This is a genomic window from Nocardia beijingensis NBRC 16342, from assembly GCF_001612785.1.
Classification (GTDB): domain Bacteria; phylum Actinomycetota; class Actinomycetes; order Mycobacteriales; family Mycobacteriaceae; genus Nocardia; species Nocardia beijingensis.
The window spans coordinates 1-5,237 of record NZ_BDBC01000022.1 but is presented as its reverse complement, the minus strand read 5'-3'; the positions used below and the strand labels follow the sequence as shown (position 1 = coordinate 5,237).

Here is a 5,237-nt window from a genome sequence, read left to right as displayed (position 1 = left end):
GGATGTTCCGGCGGTGTCCTACTCTCCCACACCCTGTCGAGTGCAGTACCATCGGCGCTGGCAGGCTTAGCTTCCGGGTTCGGAATGGGACCGGGCGTTTCCCCACCGCTATGACCGCCGTAACTCTATGAAACTATCCACACCCCTCCCACACTCCCCGCCCTTTTCGGGCACGCCCCTCCACACCGAAGTGATGGGAGCGAAGTGTGTTCCGGGTATCTGTGTGTTGTTTCAGATACCGCACAGTGGACGCGTAGCAACCTTTGTTGGTAAGTCCTCGGCCGATTAGTACCGGTCACCTCCACACGTTACCGTGCTTCCAGTTCCGGCCTATCAACCCCATGGTCTATAGGGGGCCTTAACCACTCGAGGTGGTGAGAAACCTCATCTTGGAACAGGCTTCCCGCTTAGATGCTTTCAGCGGTTATCCCTTCCGAACGTAGCCAACCAGCAGTGCCCTTGGCAGGACAACTGGCACACCAGAGGTTCGTCCGTCCCGGTCCTCTCGTACTAGGGACAGCCTTCCTCAAGTTTCTGACGCGCGCGGCGGATAGAGACCGAACTGTCTCACGACGTTCTAAACCCAGCTCGCGTGCCGCTTTAATGGGCGAACAGCCCAACCCTTGGGACCTACTCCAGCCCCAGGATGCGACGAGCCGACATCGAGGTGCCAAACCATCCCGTCGATATGGACTCTTGGGGAAGATCAGCCTGTTATCCCCGGGGTACCTTTTATCCGTTGAGCGACACCGCTTCCACATGCCGGTGCCGGATCACTAGTCCCGACTTTCGTCCCTGCTCGACCCGTCAGTCTCACAGTCAAGCTCCCTTGTGCACTTGCACTCGACACCTGATTGCCAACCAGGCTGAGGGAACCTTTGGGCGCCTCCGTTACATTTTGGGAGGCAACCGCCCCAGTTAAACTACCCACCAGGCACTGTCCCTGAACCCGATCAGGGTCCGAGGTTAGAAGTCCAATACGACCAGAGTGGTATTTCAACGACGACTCCACGAACACTGGCGTGCCCGCTTCACAGTCTCCCACCTATCCTACACAAACCGTACCGAACACCAATACCAAGCTATAGTGAAGGTCCCGGGGTCTTTTCGTCCTGCCGCGCGTAACGAGCATCTTTACTCGTAATGCAATTTCGCCGAGTCTGTGGTTGAGACAGCAGAGAAGTCGTTACGCCATTCGTGCAGGTCGGAACTTACCCGACAAGGAATTTCGCTACCTTAGGATGGTTATAGTTACCACCGCCGTTTACCGGGGCTTAAATTCTCAGCTTCGCACCCGAAGGCGCTAACCGGTCCTCTTAACCTTCCGGCACCGGGCAGGCGTCAGTCCGTATACATCGTCTTACGACTTCGCACGGACCTGTGTTTTTAGTAAACAGTCGCTTCTCTCTGGTCTCTGCGACCACACCCAGCTCAGGAAGCAAAGTCCCGTCACCAGACGTGGTCCCCCTTCTCCCGAAGTTACGGGGGCATTTTGCCGAGTTCCTTAACCACAGTTCTCTCGATCGCCTCGGTATTCTCTACCTGACCACCTGTGTCGGTTTGGGGTACGGGCCGTGTACCAACTCACTAGAGGCTTTTCTCGGCAGCATAGGATCACTGAATTCGCCTCAATCGGCTACGCATCACCTCTCAGGCTTGTGTGACACGGATTTGCCTATGTCACGCCCTACCGGCTTACACCAGGTAATCCACCACCTGGCCCAGCTACCTTCCTGCGTCACCCCATCGCTTGACTACTACAGCAGGGGTCGTGCGCAGCCGCTTCAAGCTTCCCGAAGGAAGTCCATCCACATTTGGGCACTTAGCACCACTGATTCGCCATTGGGCGCGGATACACGGGTACGGGAATATCAACCCGTTGTCCATCGACTACGCCTGTCGGCCTCGCCTTAGGTCCCGACTCACCCTGGGCGGATTAACCTGGCCCAGGAACCCTTGGTCATTCGGCGGACGAGTTTCTCACTCGTCTTTCGCTACTCATGCCTGCATTCTCACTCGCACAGCCTCCACAACTGGGTCACCCCGCTGCTTCCACGGCTGCACGACGCTCCCCTACCCACCCCAACACCTGGCTCGAAAGCAGGCGCATGTTGGAGTGCCGCGGCTTCGGCGGTGTACTTGAGCCCCGCTACATTGTCGGCGCAGGATCACTTGACCAGTGAGCTATTACGCACTCTTTCAAGGGTGGCTGCTTCTAAGCCAACCTCCTGGTTGTCTTCGCGACCCCACATCCTTTTCCACTTAGTACACGCTTAGGGGCCTTAGCCGGCGATCTGGGCTGTTTCCCTCTCGACTACGAAGCTTATCCCCCGCAGTCTCACTGCCACGCTCTCACACACCGGCATTCGGAGTTTGGCTGACTTCGGTAAGCTTGTAGGCCCCCTAGGCCATCCAGTAGCTCTACCTCCGGCGTGAAACACGTGACGCTGCACCTAAATGCATTTCGGGGAGAACCAGCTATCACGGAGTTTGATTGGCCTTTCACCCCTACCCACAGCTCATCCCCTCAGTTTTCAACCTAAGTGGGTTCGGGCCTCCACGACGTCTTACCGTCGCTTCACCCTGGCCATGGGTAGATCACTCCGCTTCGGGTCCATGACATGCGACTCAAAACGCCCTATTCGGACTCGCTTTCGCTACGGCTACCCCACACGGGTTAACCTCGCCACACACCGATGACTCGCAGGCTCATTCTTCAAAAGGCACGCCATCACCCCACCAAAAGGAAGGCTCTGACGGATTGTAAGCGTCCGGTTTCAGGTACTATTTCACTCCCCTCCCGGGGTACTTTTCACCTTTCCCTCACGGTACTAGTCCGCTATCGGTCACCAGGGAGTATTCAGGCTTACCGGGTGGTCCCGGCAGATTCACAGCAGATTTCACGGGCCCGCTGCTACTCGGGCACCCACTACAACAGAGCACGCATTTTCGTCTACGGGACTCTCACCCTCTACGACAGGCCGTTCCAGACCACTTCGACTAACACGCACTTTTCTGACTGTTGCCCACCACGGCAGTGATAGGAAAGTAGGCCCCACTACCCCACACGTGCAACACCTGCCGGCTATCACACACGCATGGTTTAGCCTCATCCGCTTTCGCTCGCCACTACTCACGGAATCACAATTGTTTTCTCTTCCTGTGGGTACTGAGATGTTTCACTTCCCCACGTTCCCTCCCCACCGCCTATATATTCAACGGAGGGTGACACGACATCACTCGTGCCGGGTTTCCCCATTCGGAAATCCTCGGATCTCAGCTCGGTTGACAGCTCCCCGAGGCTTATCGCAGCCTCCTACGTCCTTCATCGGCTCCTGGTGCCAAGGCATCCACCGAACGCTCTTCAACACTTACAAACAAAGATGCTCGCGTCCACTGTGCAGTTCTCAAACAACACACCCGAAAGAATCCTGTCCCGACACCAGCACCCCAACCCCCAAGAGGGCCGAGACCGGTATGACCGGAGAAACTCCCGGATCGTATCTTTTGCCTGGAAAGAACGTCTGTTCTTTCAGGACCCAACAGTGTGTCGATATATCAACCGCCAGCCGGTCATCGAAGACCAACCGATCGCGGAAGAGGTTGTCAGCGTTCCACCCATGAGCTCCGCAGTCCCACATTCGAGGACATGAACGGCTCTGCCAGCGACGATCCCGACTGTTCGGGACATCGACTGGAGAATGCTCCTTAGAAAGGAGGTGATCCAGCCGCACCTTCCGGTACGGCTACCTTGTTACGACTTCGTCCCAATCGCCGATCCCACCTTCGACGGCTCCCTCCCACAAGGGGTTAGGCCACCGGCTTCGGGTGTTACCGACTTTCATGACGTGACGGGCGGTGTGTACAAGGCCCGGGAACGTATTCACCGCAGCGTTGCTGATCTGCGATTACTAGCGACTCCAACTTCACGGGGTCGAGTTGCAGACCCCGATCCGAACTGAGACCGGCTTTAAGGGATTCGCTCCACCTCACGGTATCGCAGCCCTCTGTACCGGCCATTGTAGCATGTGTGAAGCCCTGGACATAAGGGGCATGATGACTTGACGTCGTCCCCACCTTCCTCCGAGTTGACCCCGGCAGTCTCCTGCGAGTCCCCGGCATAATCCGCTGGCAACACAGGACAAGGGTTGCGCTCGTTGCGGGACTTAACCCAACATCTCACGACACGAGCTGACGACAGCCATGCACCACCTGTACACCGACCACAAGGGGGCCTACATCTCTGCAGGTTTCCGGTGTATGTCAAACCCAGGTAAGGTTCTTCGCGTTGCATCGAATTAATCCACATGCTCCGCCGCTTGTGCGGGCCCCCGTCAATTCCTTTGAGTTTTAGCCTTGCGGCCGTACTCCCCAGGCGGGGCGCTTAATGCGTTAGCTACGGCACGGATCCCGTGGAAGGAAACCCACACCTAGCGCCCACCGTTTACGGCGTGGACTACCAGGGTATCTAATCCTGTTCGCTACCCACGCTTTCGCTTCTCAGCGTCAGTTACTGCCCAGAGACCCGCCTTCGCCACCGGTGTTCCTCCTGATATCTGCGCATTTCACCGCTACACCAGGAATTCCAGTCTCCCCTGCAGTACTCAAGTCTGCCCGTATCGCCTGCAAGCTCACAGTTGAGCTGTGAGTTTTCACAGACGACGCGACAAACCGCCTACAAGCTCTTTACGCCCAGTAATTCCGGACAACGCTCGCACCCTACGTATTACCGCGGCTGCTGGCACGTAGTTGGCCGGTGCTTCTTCTACAGGTACCGTCACTTGCGCTTCGTCCCTGTCGAAAGAGGTTTACAACCCGAAGGCCGTCATCCCTCACGCGGCGTCGCTGCATCAGGCTTTCGCCCATTGTGCAATATTCCCCACTGCTGCCTCCCGTAGGAGTCTGGGCCGTGTCTCAGTCCCAGTGTGGCCGGTCGCCCTCTCAGGCCGGCTACCCGTCGTCGCCTTGGTAGGCCATTACCCCACCAACAAGCTGATAGGCCGCGGGCCCATCTCGCACCGATAAATCTTTCCACCCCCAGCCATGCGACCAGAAGTCATATCCGGTATTAGACCCAGTTTCCCAGGCTTATCCCGAAGTGCGAGGCAGATCACCCACGTGTTACTCACCCGTTCGCCGCTCGTGTACCCCGAAGGGCCTTACCGCTCGACTTGCATGTGTTAAGCACGCCGCCAGCGTTCGTCCTGAGCCAGGATCAAACTCTCCGTTGAAGACTC

Annotated in this window: 3 rRNA genes; all 3 read right to left on the bottom strand. The window is 57.3% G+C overall.

The features are described 5' to 3' along the window. Positions 1-5: 5 nt before the first annotated feature. The 3 genes from rrf to NB3_RS15650 all read right to left on the bottom strand — a co-directional run bounded on the left by rrf (position 6) and on the right by NB3_RS15650 (position 5,231). Positions 6-122 (bottom strand): 5S ribosomal RNA (gene rrf, locus NB3_RS15660). A gap of 143 nt (positions 123-265) precedes the next feature. Further along, positions 266-3,377 (bottom strand): 23S ribosomal RNA (locus tag NB3_RS15655). Positions 3,378-3,712: 335 nt separating this feature from the next. Beyond that, positions 3,713-5,231: ribosomal RNA gene (locus NB3_RS15650) — 16S ribosomal RNA — on the bottom strand. The 16S, 23S and 5S rRNA genes sit together here, the layout of an rRNA operon. Positions 5,232-5,237 lie beyond the last annotated feature (6 nt).